This window comes from Streptomyces sp. NPDC046203 (assembly GCF_040646255.1).
Classification (GTDB): domain Bacteria; phylum Actinomycetota; class Actinomycetes; order Streptomycetales; family Streptomycetaceae; genus Streptomyces.
Genome location: NZ_JBEYZX010000021.1, coordinates 53,990 through 74,275, shown reverse-complemented (window position 1 = coordinate 74,275; position 20,286 = coordinate 53,990). Strand labels below are relative to the sequence as shown.

At 71.3% G+C, this 20,286-nt stretch carries 23 protein-coding genes and 1 pseudogene; 7 read left to right on the top strand and 17 right to left on the bottom strand.

The genetic code is table 11. The annotated features are described in order from the left end of the window. Window positions 1-78: 78 nt before the first annotated feature. Both ABZ990_RS17655 and ABZ990_RS17650 read right to left on the bottom strand, forming a co-directional pair. Window positions 79-861, bottom strand: coding sequence for a ScbR family autoregulator-binding transcription factor (locus ABZ990_RS17655; protein ID WP_361231810.1), 783 nt, complete (start codon window positions 859-861; stop codon window positions 79-81). A gap of 366 nt (window positions 862-1,227) precedes the next feature. Then, complete coding sequence (locus ABZ990_RS17650; protein ID WP_361231808.1) at window positions 1,228-1,713, bottom strand: anthrone oxygenase family protein; 486 nt, start codon at window positions 1,711-1,713, stop codon at window positions 1,228-1,230. 449 nt (window positions 1,714-2,162) lie between these two features. Between ABZ990_RS17650 and ABZ990_RS17645 the strand changes: the two genes are divergently transcribed. Next, window positions 2,163-2,852, top strand: coding sequence for a DNA-binding response regulator (locus ABZ990_RS17645; protein ID WP_361231806.1), 690 nt, complete (start codon window positions 2,163-2,165; stop codon window positions 2,850-2,852). 109 nt (window positions 2,853-2,961) lie between these two features. On the opposite strand, the gene ABZ990_RS17640 is transcribed toward ABZ990_RS17645, so the two are convergent. The 4 genes from ABZ990_RS17640 to ABZ990_RS17625 form a co-directional block, all read right to left on the bottom strand. Then, window positions 2,962-3,648, bottom strand: coding sequence for a DUF4291 domain-containing protein (locus ABZ990_RS17640; protein WP_361231804.1), 687 nt, complete (start codon window positions 3,646-3,648; stop codon window positions 2,962-2,964). A 79-nt stretch (window positions 3,649-3,727) separates the two neighbouring features. Further along, the gene (locus tag ABZ990_RS17635) at window positions 3,728-3,928 is read right to left on the bottom strand and encodes a DUF397 domain-containing protein (RefSeq protein ID WP_361231802.1); all 201 of its coding nucleotides are present in this window, start codon (window positions 3,926-3,928) and stop codon (window positions 3,728-3,730) included. Between the two features lie 30 nt (window positions 3,929-3,958). Then, a complete protein-coding gene (locus ABZ990_RS17630; protein WP_361231858.1) occupies window positions 3,959-4,135 on the bottom strand; it encodes a DUF397 domain-containing protein in 177 nt (58 codons plus the stop codon). Beyond that, entirely contained in the window at window positions 4,122-4,973 is an 852-nt protein-coding gene (locus ABZ990_RS17625; protein ID WP_361231800.1) for a helix-turn-helix transcriptional regulator, read from the bottom strand. The genes ABZ990_RS17630 and ABZ990_RS17625 overlap by 14 nt, the downstream gene beginning before the upstream one ends. Before the next feature lie 309 nt (window positions 4,974-5,282). On the opposite strand from ABZ990_RS17625, the gene ABZ990_RS17620 reads away from it, so the two are divergent. After that, a complete protein-coding gene (locus ABZ990_RS17620) occupies window positions 5,283-5,543 on the top strand; it encodes a hypothetical protein (protein ID WP_361231798.1) in 261 nt (86 codons plus the stop codon). Beyond that, window positions 5,540-5,980: an ATP-binding protein gene (locus ABZ990_RS17615; RefSeq protein ID WP_361231796.1), complete on the top strand. Its 441-nt coding sequence runs from the start codon at window positions 5,540-5,542 to the stop codon at window positions 5,978-5,980. Before ABZ990_RS17620 ends, ABZ990_RS17615 begins: the two co-directional genes overlap by 4 nt. A 116-nt stretch (window positions 5,981-6,096) precedes the next feature. Here the strand turns inward: ABZ990_RS17615 and ABZ990_RS17610 are convergent. From ABZ990_RS17610 to iolC, 11 genes and pseudogenes are all read right to left on the bottom strand, one after another. Continuing rightward, window positions 6,097-6,330 (bottom strand): annotated as a pseudogene (locus ABZ990_RS17610) (DUF6879 family protein); the annotation flags it as partial. Between the two features lie 3 nt (window positions 6,331-6,333). Next, entirely contained in the window at window positions 6,334-6,750 is a 417-nt protein-coding gene (locus ABZ990_RS17605) for a hypothetical protein (protein WP_361231794.1), read from the bottom strand. A gap of 75 nt (window positions 6,751-6,825) precedes the next feature. After that, window positions 6,826-7,269, bottom strand: coding sequence for a hypothetical protein (locus tag ABZ990_RS17600; RefSeq protein WP_361231792.1), 444 nt, complete (start codon window positions 7,267-7,269; stop codon window positions 6,826-6,828). 177 nt (window positions 7,270-7,446) lie between these two features. After that, window positions 7,447-8,277, bottom strand: a complete 831-nt coding sequence (locus ABZ990_RS17595; RefSeq protein ID WP_361231790.1) for a helix-turn-helix transcriptional regulator — start codon at window positions 8,275-8,277, stop codon at window positions 7,447-7,449. Further along, window positions 8,274-8,771 carry a DUF6879 family protein gene (locus ABZ990_RS17590; RefSeq protein ID WP_361231788.1) on the bottom strand — a complete coding sequence of 166 codons (498 nt, stop codon included), beginning with the start codon at window positions 8,769-8,771 and terminating at the stop codon, window positions 8,274-8,276. Before ABZ990_RS17590 ends, ABZ990_RS17595 begins: the two co-directional genes overlap by 4 nt. After that, on the bottom strand, window positions 8,755-8,961 hold the full coding sequence (locus ABZ990_RS17585) for a hypothetical protein (RefSeq protein WP_361231786.1): 207 nt from the start codon (window positions 8,959-8,961) through the stop codon (window positions 8,755-8,757). Before ABZ990_RS17585 ends, ABZ990_RS17590 begins: the two co-directional genes overlap by 17 nt. A gap of 175 nt (window positions 8,962-9,136) precedes the next feature. After that, entirely contained in the window at window positions 9,137-9,676 is a 540-nt protein-coding gene (locus tag ABZ990_RS17580) for a DUF6879 family protein (RefSeq protein ID WP_361231784.1), read from the bottom strand. A gap of 183 nt (window positions 9,677-9,859) precedes the next feature. Next, on the bottom strand, window positions 9,860-11,362 hold the full coding sequence (gene mmsA / locus ABZ990_RS17575; RefSeq protein ID WP_361231782.1) for a CoA-acylating methylmalonate-semialdehyde dehydrogenase: 1,503 nt from the start codon (window positions 11,360-11,362) through the stop codon (window positions 9,860-9,862). Between the two features lie 14 nt (window positions 11,363-11,376). Beyond that, window positions 11,377-13,242, bottom strand: a complete 1,866-nt coding sequence (gene iolD / locus ABZ990_RS17570; protein WP_361231780.1) for a 3D-(3,5/4)-trihydroxycyclohexane-1,2-dione acylhydrolase (decyclizing) — start codon at window positions 13,240-13,242, stop codon at window positions 11,377-11,379. After that, window positions 13,239-14,069: a 5-deoxy-glucuronate isomerase gene (gene iolB / locus ABZ990_RS17565; RefSeq protein WP_361231778.1), complete on the bottom strand. Its 831-nt coding sequence runs from the start codon at window positions 14,067-14,069 to the stop codon at window positions 13,239-13,241. The genes iolD and iolB overlap by 4 nt, the downstream gene beginning before the upstream one ends. An 86-nt stretch (window positions 14,070-14,155) precedes the next feature. Next, window positions 14,156-15,262, bottom strand: coding sequence for a 5-dehydro-2-deoxygluconokinase (gene iolC, locus ABZ990_RS17560; RefSeq protein WP_361231856.1), 1,107 nt, complete (start codon window positions 15,260-15,262; stop codon window positions 14,156-14,158). 439 nt (window positions 15,263-15,701) lie between these two features. On the opposite strand from iolC, the gene ABZ990_RS17555 reads away from it, so the two are divergent. From ABZ990_RS17555 to ABZ990_RS17540, 4 genes are all read left to right on the top strand, one after another. Then, window positions 15,702-16,619 (top strand): sugar phosphate isomerase/epimerase, encoded by a 918-nt coding sequence (locus ABZ990_RS17555; protein ID WP_361231776.1) that lies wholly within the window; start codon window positions 15,702-15,704, stop codon window positions 16,617-16,619. A gap of 308 nt (window positions 16,620-16,927) precedes the next feature. Further along, window positions 16,928-17,128 carry a MarR family transcriptional regulator gene (locus ABZ990_RS17550; protein WP_361231774.1) on the top strand — a complete coding sequence of 67 codons (201 nt, stop codon included), beginning with the start codon at window positions 16,928-16,930 and terminating at the stop codon, window positions 17,126-17,128. 266 nt (window positions 17,129-17,394) lie between these two features. Further along, window positions 17,395-17,712, top strand: coding sequence for a heavy-metal-associated domain-containing protein (locus ABZ990_RS17545; protein ID WP_361231772.1), 318 nt, complete (start codon window positions 17,395-17,397; stop codon window positions 17,710-17,712). A gap of 153 nt (window positions 17,713-17,865) precedes the next feature. After that, entirely contained in the window at window positions 17,866-20,133 is a 2,268-nt protein-coding gene (locus ABZ990_RS17540) for a heavy metal translocating P-type ATPase (RefSeq protein WP_361231770.1), read from the top strand. Window positions 20,134-20,286 lie beyond the last annotated feature (153 nt).

Genomic DNA, 20,286 nt, shown 5'->3' with positions numbered 1-20,286 from the left:
GTCTCACGGTCGGTATCGGAAGACCGGGAGGCGGAGGGCGAAGGAGAGGGACCGTCGGCGGGGCCGTCCGGCACCGATTCAGCGGAGACCGGCTCCGGAGCCCGGCACCCCGGGGCCCGCCCAGGACTCCGACGCGCCCTTGTCCCGCATGGCGCCGTCGGGGGCGGCGCTCTCGGGGATGGCGCTCCCGGGAACGGTGCTTTCGGGAACGGTGCGCTCCGGTTCGCCGACCACGCCCAGGACGCGGGCGCCGCGGGTGGGGTCCATGTCGAGGACGGCCAGCACGGCGGGGACCACGACGCTCGGCAGTACGTGCTGGTAGAGCACGGAGGCCCAGCGCTCCATGGCGGACTGGCCGCCCCCCAGCGCACGGGTCATCAAGTTGAGTCCGGCGAAGGCTCCGACGACCAGCCCGGCCAGCTCCTCCGGGTCGGTGTGCGGCAGGAGTTCGCCGGATTCCTTGGCCGCGCGGAGAAGGCGCCGGTTGATGTCGGTCCACTCGCGGTAGGGGCCGCTGCGGTCGAGTTCGAGCCCGCTCTGTTCGAGGGTCAGCCGCACACTGCCGCTCAACACCCGGTCACGGGTGAGCCGGTGCGCGAACACCATGCCGGAGTCCACGAACTCCTGGACCTTGGACGCCTGTTGGGGCGCCGGGGGCACGGTCACCGTCTGGGCGTCGAGCACGGCGTGCGCGAGGTCTTCCTTGGAGTCGAAGTGGAAGTACAGGGCGCCTTTGGTCACTTGGGCGAGCGCGAGGATCTCGGAGAGCGTGGCCGCCTCGTAGCCGCGCTCATCGAAGACGGTGGCGGCCGCCTCCAGGATCGCCTTGCGGGTACGAATCGCCCGGTCCTGCTTCGCCATGGGGAGTCCCGTCCCTCTCCTCGCGCGGGCCGGCGTCCCCCGGGCCCTCGAAACGGACCGCCAGGTACCTGTTTTCCGGCAGCTGGAAGATACCCGAGTCCACGTGCGCCGTGAACCCGTGATCATGACGCCCGCCCGACACACCGCTCTGACCACGGCCGATGATCTCGTGACGGCCTTTCAGAACGTCAGGTCCGCACCCCCGGAGGACGTCCGGGCGCCCGCCCTTGTCACGCCGCGCGACGGGAAAACCGACGCGTCGGGCGTCAGCCCCGTACAGAAAATCGGGAAGGGGTGGTGGGTGTCGCTGTGATCGCGGAGGCGGGGCGTGCGTGGTGGTCGCGGAGGCCGTGGAGGCCGCAGGGGTCACGCGGGCGCCGGGGCGGCGAGGACGGCCGAGGCGGTCAGCAGGGTGAAGGAGGCGAGGATCGACAGGGTGCGCAGGAGGTGGAAGCGGTTCCAGCGGGCCTCGAACGCGGCGCGCACGGCGGCGGCAGGTGTTCCCGCCGACTCGGAGGCGGCGAGGGCGGAGTTGAGCGGGATGTTGCCGGTGACGGTGACGAGGTGGTTGGCCAGGGCGGTCACGAGTCCGGCGACGACGAGCCACTTCTGGGTGTCGCTCCGGCCGTCGACGGGCACGAGCAGGGCCGCCGCCGGGAACACCGCGACCCCGAGGAACACCAGAAAGAAGACCGGCCTGGGCACGTACTCGTTGATCCGCCGCATGACGGTGACGAACTCCTCGTCCGTGAGCCGGGCGAGCGCGGGCATGATCCCGGTCCGGAAGATCAGCAGGATCCCGGCGTACAGACCGGTGGACACGACGGCGAGGAAGAGCAACAGGGCGGCCATGGCCCCATGATGCCGATCAAGGGGCCGGCGGGGCAGGGGAGAGCGGGGGCGCGACCGGGGTCGGGGGCGGTCGGGACCGGTCGGGGCCGGTCGGGGCGGCGGGCGGCAAGTGGGCTGCGGTCGGCCGGAGTCGGCGGGGGCAGGGGCGGGTGTTGACCCGAACAGGAGTCCGAGAGACGGCGGATGGTGGCCGGACAGACGGACGGAGAGGCCGGCGAATCGGCGGTCGGAGCAACGGACCGCGGGGCCCATGGGGAAGCGGCCAGGAAAGCGGGCATATATGGGACTCGGAGGGGTCAATGCGGCATTGGCGGCGAGGGCACGCCGGTGTGGCAGGGACTCGCCATCCTTTTCAGCAGGGGTTGTCACCGTGTGAAGTCGCGTGCGTACATGGAGTGGCACAGTCAGGAGGGTGGGGGTGGTCGACGGTGACAGATACCGCGGGATCCGTGACTCTCGCCCGTTCGGCGATGGGGCGCGGCGGCCCTGAACCCCAGCGCCCGCCGGGGCGCCCGGTCCGCGGCACCCGCCGGGTCAGCGCCGCGCTGGCGGGCCTCGCCGCCTCGGTCCGGCAGGAGCTGCTGACCTTCGACGACCCGGTCGCCTCCATGAGCCGCGCGATCCCCGAGCCGTTCCTGGAGCTGGCGGGAGCGTGCATGCGCGCGGCGGTGGACCGGGCCGCGGAGGTCCGCAGGATCGTTCCCCGGCACGCCGTTCCCCATGTGGCGGGCGCGGCGCGGATCCCGGGGCGGGCGCGGGTCATCGACACCATCCCGTTCAAGATGATCGTCGTCGACCGCGTGATCGCGGCCGTCCCCCTGGATCTGGAGATCCTCTACAACGGTCTGCTGCTCATCCGCGACCCCATCGTGGTCCAGGCGCTGGTCCGCGCCCACCACACCTCCTGGGACACGGGCCAGGAACTGGTGGGACTCGCCCCGCCCGCCCGCAACCTCTCCCCCCAACTGCGCCCGGTCCTCGAAGCCCTCCTCGCCGGCCTGACCGACGAGACCGCCGCGGCGCGCCTGGGCATGTCGCCGCGCACGTACAGCCGCCGGGTCGGCGAACTGATGGCCGCCCTCGGCACCACGAGCCGCTTCCGGGCGGGCGCGGAGGCGGCCCGGCGGGGGTGGGTCTGAGGGGGGCGAGCCGGGTGGGGGTGGGTCTGGCGGTGCCGGGCCGGGTGGGGGTGGGTCTGAGGGGCGCGGCCGGTCGGCCTGACCTCTCCGATCGCTCCGATCCCTCCGGCTACCCGGCGGCGGGGCCGACGATCCGGTCGAGCAGCCCGTCTTCGGCCGGGTAGGGGCGCTCCTCGGGCAGTAGCCGCGCGGCCTCGTCGGTGCGGCCGTCGCGGACGAGGCCGTGGATCCGGTGGACGAGAGGGGTGACGTCGCGGATCGCGACCGTCCACTCGTCCGCGTACCGGCGCGAGGCCTCCCCGGCCAGCCCCAGTTGGAGCGAACGGTGGGGCAGCGGCCGCAGGTGCAGATCCCGCTCGGGGTCCCACTGCACCCGCGCGGGCGCCCGCTTCAGTTCCCGCTGCCAGGTCGCCCGTGCCTGGTGCAGACCCTGTACGTAGTGGGACAGGCAGGCGTTGCGCAGCGCCCAGTCGAATCCGTCGCGGGTGATCTCGACGGCGAGCACGGTCTCCTGTCCCTCCTTCAGGCCCCAGCCGCAGCGGTAGGCCATCCACAGGAACGACGGCTTGATCCACGTCATCCGGTCCCGCTTCCACATCGCCGGAAACCGTCCGTCCCGAGCCGCCGGCAGCCCGATCGCGGGCGTGTATGCCTGATAGACGGTCACCGTGGTGTCGGTGTGGACGGCCCGGATCTGGTGCTTGGGGATGGGGGCTGGGGTCGAATACTCGGGTGCGGGCTCGGACTCGGACTCGGTGGGAGCCTGGGGAGCGGACGGCGGCGGAGAGACGTGCATGGCCCCAGGGTGCGTCGGGACGCGCTCCCGGGGCCAGTCGTTTTCGCCTACCGGCGATCAGCGCACCGCGCGATCCCGGTCAGCGCGGACTCCGGTCCTTCAGCCCTCCGACGAACAGCGCCCAAGCGCTCGCCCCGAAGGCCAGCTGAGGTCCAGCGTCCAGCTTGCTGTCTCGCACCGGCACGACGCCCGGCAGGTGGTCGGCGACCTCGACGCACTGGCCGTTTCCGCTGCTGTAACTGCTGCTGCGCCACATCGGCGCGGCGGGAATCTGCCGCACGCCCCACACCAGCCTCTCCGACGGAGTTGTTCAAGAACCGCTTCGGGCACAGAGCCCGCCCGTGAAGCGTGCCCAGACGTCGGCGGTGAAATGCAGAGCCGGCCCGGAGGGCCGCTTGCTGTCGCGCACGACGGCCGCATCCTCAAGACGACCAGCTTCGACGCAGTTGCTGTGGGCCCCGCTGCGGCTCGACTTACGCCATGCCACGGAGAGAGTCGACGCGTCCGGGGTGATCACGCTCACGGTCCACCTCTTTCTTCTTGTCTGCGATGAGGGTCAGCGACCGGCCGAACGAGAGCGCCGAGGCGGTCAACCGCTCGAACGCCTCCGCGTAGTCACCCACGTCGACGGGTTCCTCGATGTAGAGGGTGCTGTTCAGATGTTCCAGCAGTACGACGTCAATACCTGACAGTCCGAAGCCCAGAATAGCGAAGCCTCCGGTGACGCCGGGGTGCAACTCGGCCTCGGCGGGGAGCACCTGAATCGTCACGTTCGGATACTCGGCCACGTCGAGAAGCCGCTGCAACTGATCTCGCATGACGCCAGGTCCAGACGCACGGGCACTGAGGGCGGCCTCGTGGATGATCGCGCGCAGCTTCAACGGATTGGGGCGCGTCAGGACGGACTGACGGGCCATGCGGACTTCGACGAGGTGGGACACCTCCTCCGCCGTCCGGGTCATCCCCACGGCTCCGATGGCGGCGCGGGCATAGGCCGCCGTCTGTAGCAGGCCAGGAATCAGGAGCGTCTCGTAGTTGCTGACCGAAACAGCGTCGCTTTCCAGACTGATGAGGTCGGCATAGGCCGGAGCGATGTCGTAGGTCTGCCACCACCCTCGCTTTCCGCCATCCTTAGCGAGCGCCAGCAGGAACTCCGAGTGAGCTTCTTCCGCCTCGAACAGCTCCAAGAGCAGCCCTACATCGGCCGGTCTCGCCCCTCGCGTGGCGCTCTCCAGCCGGGAGAGCTTCGAAGCGCTGAGGCCGGTGCGCGCTTCCACTTCCTCAAGGGTGAGCTTGGCCTGTTCCCGGAGTCGGCGCAGCTCCATCCCAAGTCTGCGGCGTCGCACGGTGGGTGGTGCCATATTCGCGTTCCCCCTCTGGCCCGCCGACCACTTCACATGCATGGGTCTCGATGCGAGCACCCATGCTCGCACAGCTGGTCCAGCCATGAACTCGATCGGGTTGGCAAATATGCCAACTCAGTGATTCTGCTTGCCAACTCAGTGGCAGGTGGCCACTCTGAATATGGCTCGCATTCAGCCTCGGCTGCGTGCGCTCTGCCACGCACCAACAAAGACCCCCGCGACCGTTGCACCGGTCCGGGGGCGTGGCCAACGCTTTCAAGGAGCGTCAACATGAGCGACTCTATCGCCCACCTCATCGGACTACTCATGCGGTGGCTGTTGCCTCGCCGGGGTGCCGACGGCCTGCTGCCGACGGCACCCCTCGGGCCCCGCCCCATCCGCTGTCAGTCCACCAGCCAGCCCGCCCGCCCCCGCTTCTCCCCGCTGCGAGGTGAGGACAGCCGACTCGTCCGCCCCTATCTCCTCGCCCATGAGGAACGCGGTGCCGAGGTCGAGACCTGCCTGATCAGCAGCATGGGGGTGGCCTGGTGACGTCACCGTCCCCCACTCCCTGCGCCGGAGACCCGATCGTCCTGAGGTGGACGCAGGGATCGAAGAGTGTCCCCCTGGCCCGGCGCGAACTGCGCAAGACCCTGGCCGACTGGGGGCTCCTCGGCATCGAGGACGCCGCCTCCCTCGTACTCTCCGAACTCCTGACCAACGCCGTCCGGCACGCGCACGTGCCTGGGCGGGAGATCGAGACACGCTTTCTCCCGATGCGCGAGGGGCTCCGGATCGAGGTCCACGACTCCTCGGAGCAACGGCCGTTGATGGACTTGCCCGAGACCGGAGCCGTCGGCGGCTGGGGACTCCCCCTCGTCGACACGCTCTCCGATCTCTGGGGCGTCTCGGACCGCCAGGGGCCGGGCAAACTCGTCTGGGCCCACGTGATCGGTGAACCGGCGAGCGGCACTCCCCCACTCTCCTGAGCACCCCGCACCCCAAGACCCCATCACCCCAAGCGGCCCCGGCCTTCCGTCTCCTTCCTCCTGATGGACGGCCGGGGCCTCCCCCCGTGGCCACTCAAGCCGATCGGGAACGGGCCTCAGACTCGAAGGACGTCCTTCACGTACTCGGCGAACGGCACCGACTCGGCCACCGCGATCCGCTGGTACTCGATGAAGGGAGACACGTCCCCTTCGAAGACCTCCCGACTGATCTGCGTCCCGTCCTCCTCGTCATGCATAAGAACGACTTCCCTACGGTCGAACATCCAGAAATCCGGGATGCCTTGGAGCGGGTTGGGGCGGTCGGTCACATCGAGGATGCGGATGTCGTCCCATCAGACCGTGGGCCTGGGCGCCACCATGGCAGGTGTGGTGCCTTCGACGGTCAGGTTTCCGGTCCACAGTTCGTACCGGTTGAAGTAGGCGCCACCGAAGTCCACGCGCCGGCCGCCGGGCTCCAGTTTCCAGCCCGCTTCGTCCCAACGGGCGAGAAGAGCCCCGCAGATGAAGGCCCGATGGGCCTGCAGCATGATCCATTTCCCCTTGTCCGTCTCGGTGGCGGTCTCCTTGTTCATGTCGGCCGCCAGTTGCCACAGCCGGGACCAGTCGACGCCCGGCGTCAGGGGGCCGACGACGCCGACCTCGCCGAGATTCCGTTCGTCCCAGTGGTGTGTGGCGTAGCCGAAGACGATTCCGGACATGAGGAAGACGCAGGTGCGGGTGCGGCCTTCCGCGCCGCTGATGTGGTGCATATCGTCGACTCCGATAGGGGTGTGGCCCGGACGTCTTCTCCACGTCCGGGCCACGCCTCGTTCGAGTGGGTCAGGTCAGCAGCACGGGCCGTCGGAGCAGCAGGCGGGCTCGTTGCAGTTCGCGGCGATGCCCCACAGCGACCGGTCGACCGCGAACCCGGCGGCGGTGATCGCGCCGGTGACGTCGTACATCAGGCCCCGCGTGCGGGTCTTGGAGTTCGGGGCGTGGTGCAGATAGCGGCCGAAGTGCTCCTCGCACCAGGCGGCGTACTCCTGGGTGTGGAGCATGAAGGTGTGCCAGGCGGGGTCCACGGCCTTGCTGGGCGCCATGACGTGCTCCCGCTCCGTGGTGCCGGCCACGTAGAGGAACGCCAGCGCCTCGTCCATGATCCGTGCGGCCATGCCGGCGTCGAGGCGGTACTCGTCGGCGCAGAACGCCGTGAGCTTGTCGAACAGTTCGGTGGACACGAGGTCCCGGCCCTGCCGCAGAGCGACCGGCCTTTCGGGTGCGACCGTCATCGGAAGTTCCTTCCATGAGGGTGATCGGCACGTGCGAGCCCCGCCCTGCGGGGGCGGGTGCGTTGCGCCGGTGGCCGGGCCCGGGTGTGGTCCTCCGGAGCCGGCTGGGGCGCTCGAACCTCATCTTTCACCACTTCCACGACCTTCAGCCCATTTATGCATGTTCTGGACTAAAGATCATCTGAGGGTGGTCGCACACTCCCCGAGGAGATCCCGTGCCTGCTGCCCGAACACGGCCCGTTCCTCCAGCCGCGCGAACTCGTCGATGTGTCCCGCCACGTCACGCGGGTCGCGGAACACCATGACTCCGCAGGACAGTTCGACGGTGGCGATCCGGTCGTCGTAGACGGTGAACGTGTTGAGCGGCGCGGGGCCGGCCGGAACGCTCATCGGAAGGATGCCGATCCTGACGTTCGGCAGGTGGGTAAGCGACGCCAGATGGTCGATCTGCTCCGCGAGGGCATCGGGGCCGACGAGAGGCCAGCGGACGGCCAGTTCGGTGAGAAGAAAAGTGAACCGCTTGGACGGGTCGCGGAGGACCTTCTGCCGATCCAGCTTCCTGGCGATCGTCTTCTCGTGGTCGCCCGGGATGTGGGCAAGGCTGGCCCGGATGTACTCGGGTGTCGACAGCAGCCCTGTGATCATCGACAGCAGGAAGAATCGGAACTCGCCGGACGAGGCCTCCAGCCCCGCAAGCTCGATCTGCTTCTTGTCCAAGCCCTTCCGGCGCATGCCCCGGGCGCCCTGCCACTCCGTGTTCGCCAGCCTGGCCAGGGCCATGACCTGGGCGGCCAGCGTCGGAGGCGCTTCACAGGCCCGCAGAAACTGGTCGACGTCCACCAGAGAGGGACGCACCCGGCCGTTCTCGATGCGGCTGACCTTGGACTGGGACATGGCACAACGGGCGGCAATCCGGGCTCCGGTGAGCCCGGATCGCTTGCGCACATCTTTGAGCAGGGCCGCCAGCTCCTCTGCCGGACGGCCCAGGTCCTCGGGCTCAAGACTCACGTACGGATGTACTCCTGGAACGGCACGGAGGCTTCCACCGCGATGCGCTGGTATTCGATGAACGGTGCGGGGTCGCCCTCGTACAGTTCACGGCTGATCTGCCGACCGTCGGGGTGGTAGTGCATGAGCACCACCGTGGACTGGTCGAACATCCAGAAGTCCCGTACATCGGGCAGGGGGTTGCGCCGGTCCGTGATGTCGAGGATGCGGATATCCTCCCCTGCCGGAGCCTGATGCCGGTAGTAGCGCTCGAACTCGAACCGCAGGTAGTCGGAGAGCGGACGGGTCACCAGGTGTACGCGGCCCACTCGCCGGGTGCGCACCATGTCCATCCAGGCGTCCTCGTAAGGCCCCGGAAAACGGGCACCGGCCTTGAACGCGGCGAATTCCTCCGCCTCCTGCGGCACGAGATACTGGGGCAGGACCTCCAGGCGCCAAGCCTCGCGCTCGAACGTCCGGAATGTGGCGGCCCAGTCCTCACCATCCAAGAGCACGAACGGCCTCCTTCAGAACGTTCTCGGGAATCTCCACGAGCCCCTCCCCCGCGGGCGGGGTGAAGGCGTCGGACACATCCCCCTGCACGACGAACGAACCCGACGACGTCCGGTACACGTTCGGGCAGTCGCCCTGCCCGCACTCGTCTTCACCGCTTCCGGTGAGCCGGGTCAATTCCCCACGCGCCATGGGTTTCCCCCTCCGTGACAGGTCCGGGTCGGACCGGATGACCACGACCGTATGGGGAGTCCGGACGGCCGTCCACGCCGGAACGGGACTATGCGCGTGTTCGCATAAACGCGCCTGCGCCGGAACTCGCCATGTGCGCGATTCCCGTCGGTGGCGGCCCGTCCAGCAGCCGCGTTCAGCGTCGGCGCTCCCAATACGACGCGAACGGTGTGGCGGCCGACAGGGCCGCGTCCCGGTAGGCGAGGTATTCGGGCAGGCGATCGGCGGGGAGCAGTTCACCGCCGACGAACGCGCCGGAGTCCGTGTAGTGCATCCGATAGACGTCGCGCTCGTCGAACAGCCAGAAGTCGTGGTCGGACAGCCCCTCCACGGTCCGCTCGGCACGGTCGATGATGCCGATGGACTCCCCGGCCTTGATATTGCCCGGATAGGCCGCGAGTTCATAGCGCAGGTAGTCGGTGAGCGGCGACGAGAGGACGTGCACGCGGGACACCCGCTTTCCCTGGTCCGTCATGGAGCGGACCCACGGATTGTCGTCCCACTCCGGGCCCATGTCCTCGCCCGCGAAGAAACGGGCCATCTCGTCCCGCTCTTCCTCGACGTCATAGGTGTCGAGAGTTTCGAGGCGGAACGCGGTCCGCTCGAAGCGTTCGAAGAGCTTCCCGAAGTCCTCACCGGCCACCAGGCCGGGCGTGCGCAGCGGATCAGCGGTCATGGATTCCCCTCGGATTCGTCATGGTCGGCAGCGTCGTCCATGTTCCGGACGATGCTCCCGTCCGTTCGCGATCACGGTCAAGGCGCCCCGGCTCCGGGCAGCAACTCCCGCCCCCCGAACGGAAATGCGCGGACCCCCGCCGGCCAGAGGCCGCAGGGGTCCGCGAAGGTGACGCCGAGGGTGTCAGTGGTTGCGAGGGAAGCCGAGGTCCACGCCCGTCGAGGCGTCCGCCGGGTCCGGCCAGCGGGTGGTGACGACCTTGCCGCGGGTGTAGAAGTGGACGCCGTCGTTGCCGTAGATGTGGTGGTCGCCGAAGAGCGAGTCCTTCCAGCCGCCGAAGGAGTGGTAGCCCACCGGGACCGGGATCGGCACGTTGACGCCGACCATGCCCGCCTCGACCTCCAGCTGGAAGCGGCGGGCGGCGCCGCCGTCGCGGGTGAAGATGGCGGTGCCGTTGCCGAACGGGGAGGCGTTGATGAGGGCCAGGCCCTCCTCGTACGTCTCGGCGCGCAGGACGCACAGCACCGGGCCGAAGATCTCGTCCTGGTACGCCTTGGCCGTGGTCGGGACGTGGTCGAGCAGGGAGAGGCCGATCCAGTGGCCGTTCTCGTAGCCGTCGACGGTGTACCCGGTGCCGTCGAGGACGACCTCGCAGCCCTCGGCCGCCGCGCCGTGCACGTAGGAGGCGACCTTGTCGCGGTGGACGGCCGTGATGAGCGGGCCCATCTCGGAGGTCGGGTCGTTGCCGGGGCCGATCTTGATCTTCTCGGCGCGCTCGCGGATCTTCTGGACCAGCTCGTCGCCGACCGAGCCGACGGCGACGACCGTGGAGATCGCCATGCAGCGCTCGCCGGCGGAGCCGTAGGCGGCGGAGACGGCGGCGTCGGCCGCCGCGTCGAGGTCGGCGTCGGGCAGGACCAGCATGTGGTTCTTCGCGCCGCCGAGCGCCTGGACGCGCTTGCCGTTGGCCGAGGCGGTGGTGTGGATGTAGCGGGCGATCGGGGTCGAGCCGACGAAGGAGATCGCGGTGACGTCCGGGTGCTCCAGGAGGCGGTCGACGGCGACCTTGTCACCGTGGACGACGTTGAAGACACCGTCCGGCAGGCCGGCCTCGGCCAGCAGCTCGGCGATCTTCATGGCCGGCGACGGGTCCTTCTCGCTCGGCTTCAGCACGAAGGTGTTGCCGCACGCGATGGCGATCGGGAACATCCACATCGGCACCATGGCCGGGAAGTTGAACGGCGTGATGCCCGCCACCACGCCCACCGGCTGGCGGATCGAGGCGACGTCGACGCGGCTGGACACCTGGGTGGACAGCTCGCCCTTGAGCTGGGTGGTGATGCCGCAGGCCAGCTCGACGATCTCCAGGCCGCGGGCGACCTCGCCGAGCGCGTCGGAGTGGACCTTGCCGTGCTCGGCGACGATCAGCTCGGCGATGGCGTCGCGGTTGGCGTCGAGCAGCGCGCGGAACTTGAAGAGGATCGTGGTGCGCTGGGCGAGCGAGGAGGTGCCCCAGGTCTCGAAGGCGGCCTTCGCCGCGGCGACGGCGGTGTCGACTTCCTCGGCGGACGCCAGCGCCACCTGCGTGGTGACGGCGCCCGTGGCCGGGTCGGTGACCGGGCCCCAGTTGCCCGACGTGCCCTCGACGGTCTTGCCACCGATCCAGTGGTGGACGGTCTTCGTCATGACGAGTTACTCCTTCAGAGATGGCGGCGCCGGGCGGTGACGTGCCGTTCGTACTCCTCGCGGGCCCCGACCGCCGACGGGCGGGTCGACGTCGCGGCCACGGGCACATCCCACCATGCCCCGCCGGAGGGCGCGCCCGACACACTGTCTGCCGTTTCGGTCTCCGCGTAGACACATGTGGGAACCGTCGCCTCCCGGGCGTCGGCGAGAGCTTCCCGCAGGTCACGCACGGTGTGGGCGCGCAGGACGCGCATCCCGAGGGAGGCGGCGTTGGCGGCCAGGTCGACGGGGAGCGGCGGGCCGGTGAAGCCGCCGCCGCCGTCGCGCCGGCGGTAGTCGGTGCCGTAGCGCTCGGCGCCGACCGCCTCGGACAGGCCGCCGATGGAGGCGTAGCCGTGGTTCTGCAGGATCACGACCTTGATCGGCAGTTCCTCCTGGACGGCGGTGACGAGTTCGGTGGGGTTCATCAAGTACGTGCCGTCGCCGACGAGCGCCCAGACGGGCCGGCCGGGTGCGGCGAGGGCGACGCCGATGGCCGCGGGGATCTCGTAGCCCATGCAGGAGTAGCCGTATTCGACGTGGTACTGGTCGGACGACCGGGCGCGCCACAGCCGGTGCAGGTCGCCGGGGAGCGAACCCGCCGCGTTGATCAGGATGTCGTCGGCGGTGACCAGGCTGTCGAGAACGCCGAGCACCTGGATCTGGGTGGGGCGGGCGCGCGGGTCGGGTGCGGCGTAGACGGCGTCGGTGCGCTCCTGCCAGTCCTGCTTGGAGAAGATCCACTGCACGGCATGCTGCTGATGGTCGCCAAGGGCCTCGGTCAGCGCGGTCAGTCCCTCGCGGGCGTCGGCGACGAGCGGCAGCGTCGCGGCCTGCTTGTGGGCGTCGACGCCGGTGATGTTGAGGTTGAGGAAACGGGTGCCGGGGCGGAAGAGGGTGCCGGAGGCGGTGGTGAAGTCGGTGTAGCGGGTGCCGACGCCGATGACGAGGTCGCTGGTGCGGGCGAGCGCGTTGGCGGTTCCGGTGCCGGTGTGACCGATGCCGCCGGCGTCGCAGCGGTGGTCCCACGGCAGGACGCCCTTGCCCGCCTGGGTGGTGGCGACGGGCAGGCAGACCCGCTCGGCGAGGGTGCGCAGGGCGTCCTCGGCAGCGCTGTGCTTCACTCCCCCGCCCGCGATGATCATCGGGCGCCGGGCCGACCTCACCGCCCTTACGGCGGCGTCGAGTTCGGCGGTGTCGGGCCTCGGGCGGCGGACGGTCCAGGTGCGTTCGGCGAAGAACTCCTCCGGCCAGTCGTGCGCCTCCGCCTGCACGTCCTGCGGCAGCGCGAGGGTGACGGCGCCGGTCTCGGCCGGGTCGGTGAGGACCCGCATCGCGGCGAGCGCGGCCGGGATCAGCGCCTCGGGGCGGGTGACACGGTCGAAGTACTTCGAGACGGGGCGCAGACAGTCGTTGACGGACACCTCGCCCGCGTAGGGGACTTCGAGCTGCTGGAGGACGGGGTCGGCGGGGCGGGTGGCGAAGGTGTCGCCGGGGAGCAGCAGGACGGGCAGCCGGTTGACGGTGGCGAGGGCCGCCCCGGTGACGAGATTGGTGGCGCCGGGGCCGATGGAGGTGGTGACGGCGTGGGTCTGGAGGCGGTTCGACTGGCGGGCGTAGCCGACGGCCGCGTGCACCATGGCCTGCTCGTTGCGACCCTGGTGGTACGGCATGAGGCCGGGGTACTCGACGAGCGCCTGGCCGATCCCGGCGACGTTGCCGTGCCCGAAGATGCCCCAGGTGGCGGTGATCAGCCGGCGCCGGACGCCGTCGCGTTCGGTGTACTGCGCGGCGAGGAAACGCACCAGGGCCTGGGCGACGGTGGAGCGCGAGCGCGTCACTGGTATCCCTCCGTGTGGTCGGGGTGAAAGCGGATCCGCCACTCCCGCCCGGGGCCGGGGCCGGCCATGACGTTCAGGTAGTAGAGATCGTGTCCGGGCTGGGCGACCGACGGGCCGTGCCAGCCGTCGGGGACGAGGACGGCGTCGCCGGTGCGGACCTCGGCGAGGAGCTCGGCGCCGCCCGGGCGGGAGGGGGTGACGCGCTGGTAGGCGTAGCCGTGCGGCGGGCCGGCCACCTCGTAGTAGTAGATCTCCTCCAGGACGGACTCCTCGCCGGGAAGGTGCTCGTCGTGCTTGTGCGGCGGATACGAGGACCAATTGCCGCCCGGGGTGATCACCTCGACGGCGATCAGCCGGTCACAGGGGAAGACGCCCGCCGCCGCGAAGTTGCGCACCTCGCGGGCCTGGCCGCCGGTGCCGCGCGTCTCGACGGGGACCTCCGGCGCGGGGCCGTAGCGGGCGGGGAGTCTGCGCCCGCACCTCGCTCCTGCCAAAGCGAAGCGGCCTCCCGCGCCGGAGGCGATCTGGACGCGGGAGTCCACGGGCACATAGGCGAAGTCCGAGACACCGTCGAACACGCCCAAACGGCCCGCGAGTTCAAATTCCTCCCCGTCTGCGCGCACCGTACCGCTCCCGGACAGGGGAAGCACCACCCATTCACGGACACCTGTCTCGAACTCGTGCGTTCCGCCCGGCGGCAGGTCGAGCACGCGCAGCGAGCTGTACGTCCAGCCGGCCCGCGCGGGGTCGATGTCGACGGCGTACGGGCCTCGGGCGGCGCTCCCGGCGGGGAGGTGGAGGTGTGACGGGCGGGTCGTGGCGTTCATGGTGGTGTGCCTACCCGTTGTCCCGGCGCCCTCACCGGCGGCGGGCCGGGTTCCGGGTGATCTCGGGGGCGGGGCCCCGGGGCGCGTCAGGGGCTTCCCGGGGATCTTCCTGGTGGTCTTCCCGGGGGGGCGGGGTCGGGGATCGGTTCGAGGGGCGCCCGACGGGTGGAGGCCGGGGGCGGTTCCACGGGCCCCTGACCTGCGGGGGCCGGGATCGAGCCGGTGCCGGCGGCCAGGGCGCGGGCGATCTCGTCCCCGGACGGCATCGCGGCCGAGCAGGCGAGACGTCCCGCGACGATCGCGCCGGCCGCGTTCGCGTACCGCAGTGTCCGCTCCAGGTCCCAGCCGGCCAGCAGACCGTGGACGAGCGCGCCGCCGAACGCGTCGCCCGCGCCGAGGCCGTTGACCACGTCCACCGGGAGCGGCGGGACCTCGGCGCGGGTGCCGTCGGCGGCGAGCGCGAGGACCCCCTTGGGGCCCAGCTTCACGACGGCGAGACGCACCCCCGTGGCGAGCAGGGCGCGGGCGGCGGCGTACGGCTCGTGCTCGCCGGTCGCGACGGCGCACTCGTCGGCGTTGCCGACGGCGACCGTGGCGTGGCGCAGGGCCTCCCGGTAGAGCGGCCGGGCCTGGTCGGCGGGGGTGTCGCCGTCGTCCCAGAGGGCGGGGCGCCAGTCCAGGTCGAAGACGGTGAACGTCTCCTGGTCGTCCTGAACGGTTCCCCCACCCCCTTCGGCCCCTTCGGCCCGGGCGCGGAGCGCGGTCAGGGTGGCCGTCCGGCTGGGCTCGGCGCTCAGTCCGGTGCCGGTCATCCAGAAGGCGCGGGCGGCCCGGAGGGCGGGCAGGTCGAGTTCGCGCGCGTGGATCTCCAGATCCGGGGCCTTCGGGCGGCGGTAGAAGTGGATCGGGAAGTGGTCGGGCGGGAAGATCTCGCAGAAGGTGATCGGCGTGGGCTGGTCCGCGACCTCGGTCACCCAGCGCGCGTCCACCCCGGACTCGTGCAGTTCGCGGCGGAGGTACGTGCCGAACGGGTCGGCCCCGGTCCGGCTCACGAGCGCGGTGTTCCGCCCGAGCCGTGCCGCCGCGACGGCGACGTTCGCCGGGGATCCGCCGAGGAACCGGCCGAAGGTCTCGACCCGGTCCAGACCCACTCCGGCGCGCAGCGGATAGAGGTCCACGCCGAGCCGGCCCATGGTGATCAGGTCGTAGGGGCCGCCGTACGGGATCGCCTGCGGGATCGCCTGCCGGTCCTCGTGCGGGTCTTCGTACGGGCCCTCGTACGCGCCGGTCCCGTGCGGGCTCTCGCGCGGGCTCTCGCGCGGGCTCTCGCGCGGGCCGTGGTGCGGGCCGTTGCGCGACTGGGCATATGCCTCACTTGGCTGCCCCTCAGGACGGTCATATGCCCCGTACGGCCTGCCCTCCAGCGGGGCATATGACCGCTCGTTCGGCTCCGACGCCATGTCCGCCACCTCTCGCCACGGCCCCGTCCGCCCCTGTGGGCCCAGGCCCCCAGATCTATCCACGCCCCCGGGCCGTGTCAACGTCTTCCCCGCCCTTGTGGCCGCGTGCCGCACCGCCCGGCTTCCCCGGGGTGCTTGACGCTCCGTCGCGGGCGGCGCCAGGGTGGCGTTCATGACGAACCCGACGAACCAGACGCCGTCGTCCCGCATCCGGGTCGGCTCCGCCCCGGACTCCTGGGGTGTCTGGTTCCCGGACGATCCGCGGCAGGTGCCGTGGCAGCGGTTCCTCGACGAGGTGGCGGGCGCCGGCTACCGGTGGATCGAGCTCGGGCCGTACGGCTATCTGCCCACCGACCCCGCCGTCCTCGCCGAGGAGACCGCCCACCGGGGGCTGCGGGTCTCGGCGGCGACCGTGTTCACCGGGCTGCACCACGGCCCGGACGTCTGGGACCGCACCTGGCTGCACGTCGCCGAGAACGCCGCGCTCGCCCAGGCGATGGGCGCCGAACACCTGGTCGTCATCCCGTCGTTCTGGCGCGACGACCGGACCGGCGCGGTCCTGGAGGACCGCACCCTCACGGCCGAGCAGTGGCGGCAGCTGACCCGGCTGACCGAGCGGCTCGGCCGCGAGGTCCGGGAGAGTTACGGCCTGCGGATCGTCGTCCATCCGCACGCCGACACCCATCTCGACACCGAGGAGAACGTGACCCGTTTCCTCGACGCGACCGACTCCCGTGACGTGTCCCTGTGCCTGGACACCGGGCACTACGTGTACTGCGGCGGCGACAGCGTCAAGCTGATCGAGACGTACGGCGAGCGGATCGGCTACCTCCACCTCAAGCAGGTCGACCCCGGGGTGCTGGCCCAGGTGGTCGCCGAGGAGCTGCCGTTCGGACCGGCGGTGGCGCGGGGCGTGATGTGCGAGCCGCCGGCCGGGGTGCCGGCGCTCGAACCGGTGCTGGCCGCGGCCGGGGCCCTGGACGTCGACCTGTTCGCCATCGTGGAACAGGACATGTACCCGTGCGAGCCGGACCGGCCGTACCCGATCGCCGAACGCACCCGCCGCTTCCTCCGCTCCTGCGGAGTCTGATCCCGGGAGCCGGACCACCCCTGGAGCGCGCGGGGTCCGCGCCCGCGCGCCGCCCTCGACCGCCCCCGGTCCCCGGCCCGCCTCGCCACGCGGGCGGCCTCCGTACCGCCTTCGTCACACATGTCTCCCTTTCTCGGTGTTTCTGTCACAAACAGCCGACAGCCGCGGTCCTCCCGAGGTGAGGATCCGTTCCCCGGGCACAGGCTCGGTGATCGCCCGTGATCACCGGTGACTCCCGGCGGCCTTCCCCGCGACGGCCTCCCCCCGCCGTCGCGGCCGCCGGGCAGCACGCAGGAGAGGTGCCACGCATGACGGACAGAAAGCTCTGGTCGTACAAGGACATCGCCGCGCACATCAGGGTGCAGCCGGACACCGTCCGCTCGTACCGGAAACACGGCCTGCTGCCGACGCCCGACCACGTCGAGTCGGGCAAGCCGTTCTGGTACGCGGACACGATCCGCTGCTGGGTCGCGAACCGCCCCGGCAACCGCAGCCGCCGGGAAGCCTGACACCCCCGCCTTCCCGCACGCCGCACCCGGCTCCCCCGAGGCCCCGCACCGCCCACCCCCGCGGCACGGGGCCTCGCCCGCCGCCCCCGACGGCACGGCATGCAACTCCGCTGTCCGCCCGGCCCGCTCCCCCACCCACCCGGCGCGCCCGGCCCGGCACCGCGACACATACCCCCTAGGGGTACAGTGGATGGTAAGTACGGCGTGCGGCCCGCGTAGCGCGGATCCGCACACCCCAGTGCACCGCCTCGAAGAGGAGAATGCCCATGACCGCCGAGACCAGGACCGAACTCCCGCAGGCCACCGCTTCCTGCTGCTCCCCCACCGGCTCGTGCCACGGCGGTGCGGCCGAGGCGGCGGAGACGGCCGGCGGCGTCACCACCGTCTACCAGGTCAAGGGCATGACCTGCGGCCACTGCGAGGGCGCGATCAACAGCGAGATCTCCGAGATCGAGGGCGTCTCCTCGGTCGCCTCGGTCGCCGCCACCGGCCTGGTCACCGTGGTCTCCGCCGCCCCGCTCGACGAGGAGGCCGTCCGCGCCGCCGTCGACGAGGCCGGTTACGAGCTGGTGGGCCTCGCCTGAGACCCCGGCGCGGATCCGCGGACCCGGGGTCTCGCACCCCGGCCCCCCGGGCCGCACCCGGCCGGACCCCTGTCCGGCCCGAGGCGCTCCGCGTCTCGCCTCCGCAGGGCCGTACGGTGACTACGTACGGCCCTGCTCCTGTTTGGAACCGCCATGACCTCCACGATCACCGAGCTCACGATCGGCGGGATGACCTGCGCGTCCTGCGCGGCCCGCGTCGAGAAGAAGCTCAACCGGATGGAGGGGGTGACCGCGAGTGTCAACTACGCCACCGAGAAGGCCCGCGTCGAACACCCCGTGGACATCCCGGTCACCGATCTGATCGCCACCGTCGTCAAGACCGGCTACACCGCGACCGAACCGCCGCCCCCGGAACCCGAACCTGATCCGGAGCCGGGGCCGGGGCCGGAAGCGGAGGACGGACCCGGCAACGGCGCCAAGGGCGGCACCGGGGACGACACCGACCCCGAGACCGCCGCGCTGCGGCAGCGGCTCACCGTCTGCGCCGTACTCGCGCTGCCGGTCGTCCTCCTCGCCATGGTCCCGGCCCTCCAGTTCGACCACTGGCAGTGGCTGAGCCTCACCCTCGCCGCGCCCGTCGTGGTCTGGGGCGGGCTGCCCTTCCACCGCGCCGCCTGGACCAATCTGCGGCACGGCGCCGCCACCATGGACACCCTCGTCTCGGTCGGCACCCTCGCCGCCTTCGGCTGGTCGCTGTGGGCGCTGTTCCTCGGCGACGCCGGCATGCCCGGGATGCGGCACGGCTTCGACCTCACCGCCTCGCGCGAGCACGCCTCCTCCACCATCTATCTGGAGGTCGCCGCCGGGGTCGTCACCTTCATCCTGCTCGGCCGCTATCTGGAGGCCCGCGCCAAGCGCCGGGCCGGTGCCGCCCTGCACGCCCTGCTGCGGCTCGGCGCCAAGGACGTGGCGGTGCTCCGGCAGGGCGGTGAGGTACGGGTCCCGGTCGGCGCGCTGCGGGTCGGGGACCGTTTCGTCGTCCGTCCGGGCGAGAAGATCGCCACCGACGGCACCGTGACGGAGGGCGCGTCCGCCGTGGACACGTCCATGCTGACCGGCGAGTCCGTCCCGGTCGACGTGCGCCCCGGCGACATCGTCACCGGCGGCTGCGTCAATGCCTCGGGCCGGCTGGTCGTCGAGGCCACCCGGGTCGGCGCCGACACCCAGCTGGCCCGGATGGCCAGGCTGGTCGAGGACGCCCAGAACGGCAAGGCGGAGGTGCAGCGGCTCGCCGACCGGATCTCGGCCGTGTTCGTGCCCGTGGTCATCCTGATCGCGCTGGGCACCCTGATCGCCTGGCTGCTGCTGACCGGCGAGGTCACGGCCGCCTTCACCGCCGCCGTCGCCGTCCTGATCATCGCCTGCCCCTGCGCCCTCGGCCTCGCCACCCCGACCGCCCTCATGGTCGGCACCGGCCGGGGCGCCCAGCTCGGCATCCTCATCAAGGGCCCGGAGGTCCTGGAGTCCACCCGCAAGGTCGACACCGTCGTGCTCGACAAGACGGGCACGGTCACCACCGGCCGGATGGAGCTGACGGGGACGCATGTGTACGGGGGCGCGTACGGCTCCGGCGGTACGGACGAGGCGGAGCTGCTGCGGCTCGCGGGCGCCCTGGAGCACGCCTCCGAGCACCCGGTGGCGCGGGCCGTCGTGGCCGGCGCGGTCGCGGTGGTGGGCGAGCTGCCCGTACCGAAGACCTTCGAAAACGTGCCGGGGCTCGGGGTGCGCGGCTCCGTCGACGGTCATCTGGTCCTGGTCGGGCGGGCCGCGCTGCTCGCCGCCGAGGGGATCGAGGTGCCGGGGCAGGCGGCGCCGGGCGTGGTGCACGTTGCCTGGGACGGGCGGGCGCGCGGCACGCTGACGGTCGCCGACGCCGTCAAGGAGACCAGCGCGGAGGCGGTCGAACGGCTGCGGGGGCTCGGGCTGCGGCCGGTGCTGCTGACCGGGGACGCGCGGAGCGTGGCCGAGCGGGTGGCGGCGGAGGTCGGCATCGACGAGGTGATCGCCGAGGTGCTGCCCGAGGACAAGGTGGACGTGGTCCGCCGGCTCCAGGCCGAGGGCCGGGTGGTCGCGATGGTCGGCGACGGGGTGAACGACGCCGCCGCGCTGGCCACGGCCGATCTGGGCCTGGCGATGGGCACCGGCACGGACGCCGCGATCGAGGCGAGCGATCTGACGCTGGTACGAGGCGACCTGCGGGTCGCGGCCGACGCGATCCGGCTGTCCCGGCGCACCCTCGCGACGATCAAGGGGAATCTGGGCTGGGCCTTCGGCTACAACGTGGCCGCCCTGCCGCTGGCCGCCGCCGGGCTGCTCAACCCGATGATCGCGGGGCTCGCGATGGCCTTCTCGTCGGTGTTCGTGGTGACCAACAGCCTGCGGCTGCGGCGTTTTTCCTGAGCTGTCCGGCCGCCGGCCGGGGCGGCGGGCGGGGGCGGCCGGCCCGTCCGTGAAATTGACCCGCCCGTGACGCCGCGAGACCTTCCCAAAGAGATCTAGATCACAGATATTGGGGGGTAACCATCTGGGCCGTTCGCGAGTCTAAGTGGGCGA

What these genes read in the sequence shown, in the direction of transcription:
- ABZ990_RS17625 (WP_361231800.1), bottom strand. Translation starts at nt 4,973, where the DNA reads ATGGAGCTGCGCCGACTCCGGGAACAGGCCAAGCTCACCCTTGAGGAA.
- iolB (WP_361231778.1), bottom strand. Translation starts at nt 14,069, where the DNA reads ATGAACGCCACGACCCGCCCGTCACACCTCCACCTCCCCGCCGGGAGC.
- ABZ990_RS17555 (WP_361231776.1), top strand. Translation starts at nt 15,702, where the DNA reads ATGACGAACCCGACGAACCAGACGCCGTCGTCCCGCATCCGGGTCGGC.
- ABZ990_RS17620 (WP_361231798.1), top strand. Translation starts at nt 5,283, where the DNA reads ATGAGCGACTCTATCGCCCACCTCATCGGACTACTCATGCGGTGGCTG.
- iolC (WP_361231856.1), bottom strand. Translation starts at nt 15,262, where the DNA reads ATGGGCCGGCTCGGCGTGGACCTCTATCCGCTGCGCGCCGGAGTGGGT.
- ABZ990_RS17655 (WP_361231810.1), bottom strand. Translation starts at nt 861, where the DNA reads ATGGCGAAGCAGGACCGGGCGATTCGTACCCGCAAGGCGATCCTGGAG.
- ABZ990_RS17550 (WP_361231774.1), top strand. Translation starts at nt 16,928, where the DNA reads ATGACGGACAGAAAGCTCTGGTCGTACAAGGACATCGCCGCGCACATC.
- ABZ990_RS17540 (WP_361231770.1), top strand. Translation starts at nt 17,866, where the DNA reads ATGACCTCCACGATCACCGAGCTCACGATCGGCGGGATGACCTGCGCG.
- ABZ990_RS17640 (WP_361231804.1), bottom strand. Translation starts at nt 3,648, where the DNA reads ATGCACGTCTCTCCGCCGCCGTCCGCTCCCCAGGCTCCCACCGAGTCC.
- ABZ990_RS17580 (WP_361231784.1), bottom strand. Translation starts at nt 9,676, where the DNA reads ATGACCGCTGATCCGCTGCGCACGCCCGGCCTGGTGGCCGGTGAGGAC.
- mmsA (WP_361231782.1), bottom strand. Translation starts at nt 11,362, where the DNA reads ATGACGAAGACCGTCCACCACTGGATCGGTGGCAAGACCGTCGAGGGC.
- ABZ990_RS17545 (WP_361231772.1), top strand. Translation starts at nt 17,395, where the DNA reads ATGACCGCCGAGACCAGGACCGAACTCCCGCAGGCCACCGCTTCCTGC.
- ABZ990_RS17585 (WP_361231786.1), bottom strand. Translation starts at nt 8,961, where the DNA reads ATGGCGCGTGGGGAATTGACCCGGCTCACCGGAAGCGGTGAAGACGAG.
- ABZ990_RS17605 (WP_361231794.1), bottom strand. Translation starts at nt 6,750, where the DNA reads ATGCACCACATCAGCGGCGCGGAAGGCCGCACCCGCACCTGCGTCTTC.
- ABZ990_RS17600 (WP_361231792.1), bottom strand. Translation starts at nt 7,269, where the DNA reads ATGACGGTCGCACCCGAAAGGCCGGTCGCTCTGCGGCAGGGCCGGGAC.
- ABZ990_RS17650 (WP_361231808.1), bottom strand. Translation starts at nt 1,713, where the DNA reads ATGGCCGCCCTGTTGCTCTTCCTCGCCGTCGTGTCCACCGGTCTGTAC.